Genomic DNA, 1,419 nt, shown 5'->3' on the forward strand with positions numbered 1-1,419 from the left:
GCTGGCGCGCAAGCCGATCAAGCTGGCGGCGGTGGCGCTCGCCAACAAGATCGCCAGGATCGCCTGGAAGATGATGATGACGGAACAGACTTACGACGGGGCGCGGATGCAGGTCGCATCACCGCGCGCCGCCTGAGAGATCGAGCGTCGGGCGATTAGTCCGACGCTCGAGCCGGAGCTGCAACGGAGACAGATGGAACGATCGATCGAACCGAGAGGCGAGACAATCCGTGGAATCCATCGGCACACAAAGGTCGGTAGGGTGTTTGTAGCTCGCGTCGCGGAAGCCATCTTGGCCAGCGGTCCATCGCGGCCGCACAAGCAGGCCGCACATATGGATGCAAGCGATCCGATCAGACCTCAAAATCCCTTGTGGCTCGGGGGCCGTCCACATATGGGTTCCGGGCTCGCGCTGCGCGCGCCCCGGAATGACGGGGAGAGGTTGTGCGCAAATGGAGACGGCAGAGTTGTTACTTAAAAGGACGAATTGTTGCTTACAGGAACAAGTTGATCCTTAGACGAACGACTTGTTACTTCGCCGCACCGAACCGCAGCACTGTAAACTCCGTGTCGTCGTAAGCCCGCCGTTCTTGCTCGACGAAGCCGTCCGGTGCGGCGAAACCCGCGTCCTTGGCTTCCTCGACGATCACCAGCGCATCCGGCTCGAGCCAGCCGCCGTCGCGCAGCGAGGCGAGTGCCTTGTCGGCGAGTTGCATGCGATAGGGTGGATCGAGGAACACCAGCGAAAACGGCTCGACCGGATGCGCCGGGCCGAGATTGGCGGCGTCGCGGCGATACACTTTGCTGACGCCGCCCAGTCCGAGCGCCTCGACATTGGCGCGTAGCAGTGCCCGCGCTTCGGCGCCGTTGTCGACGAACAGCACGAATTTGGCGCCGCGCGACGACGCCTCGATGCCGAGCGCGCCGGTGCCGGCGAACAGATCCAGCACCCGCGCGTCGCTGATCGGATCGTCGTAAGCGTGCATCAAAATGTTGAACAGCGACTCACGCAGCCGATCCGCCGTTGGCCGAATGTCGCGCGACGACGGCGCCACCAGATTGCGTCCACGCAACCGCCCACCGATCACGCGCATGCAGAAGCTCGCTTTGCGGATTCGATCCCGAGCACGGCGCGCTCCCCTCCCCCTTGCGGGGAGGGGTCGGGGGTGGGGGTCCACAACGGGAGCCTTGCCTTGTGGCGTGGGGGCCCCCCCCCCCCCCCCCCCCCCCCCCCCCCCGCCCGCCCCGCCCCCCCCCCCCCCCCCCCCCCCCCCCCCCCGCGGGGGGGGGGGGGGGGGGGGCGGCCCCCCCTCCACAACGGGAGCCTTGCCTTGTGGCTACCCCCCACCCCGACCCTCCCCCGCATGGGGGGAGGGAGCGCCAGCGCCGTGCCTGCTATCAGCATGAACCGAACTACTC

1 protein-coding gene and 1 pseudogene are annotated in these 1,419 nt (G+C 67.1%); one reads left to right on the plus strand and one right to left on the minus strand.

Features of this window, described 5'->3' with window-relative positions; all coding sequences use genetic code 11:
- Positions 1-136 (plus strand): annotated as a pseudogene (locus D4Q52_RS25930) (IS110 family transposase); the annotation flags it as partial.
- 394 nt (positions 137-530) lie between these two features.
- Here the strand turns inward: D4Q52_RS25930 and rsmD are convergent.
- On the minus strand, positions 531-1,115 hold the full coding sequence (gene rsmD / locus D4Q52_RS25935) for a 16S rRNA (guanine(966)-N(2))-methyltransferase RsmD (protein WP_283805689.1): 585 nt from the start codon (positions 1,113-1,115) through the stop codon (positions 531-533).
- Between the last annotated feature and the right edge of the window lie 304 nt (positions 1,116-1,419).

This window comes from Rhodopseudomonas palustris (assembly GCF_003591005.1).
GTDB lineage: Bacteria > Pseudomonadota > Alphaproteobacteria > Rhizobiales > Xanthobacteraceae > Rhodopseudomonas > Rhodopseudomonas palustris_K.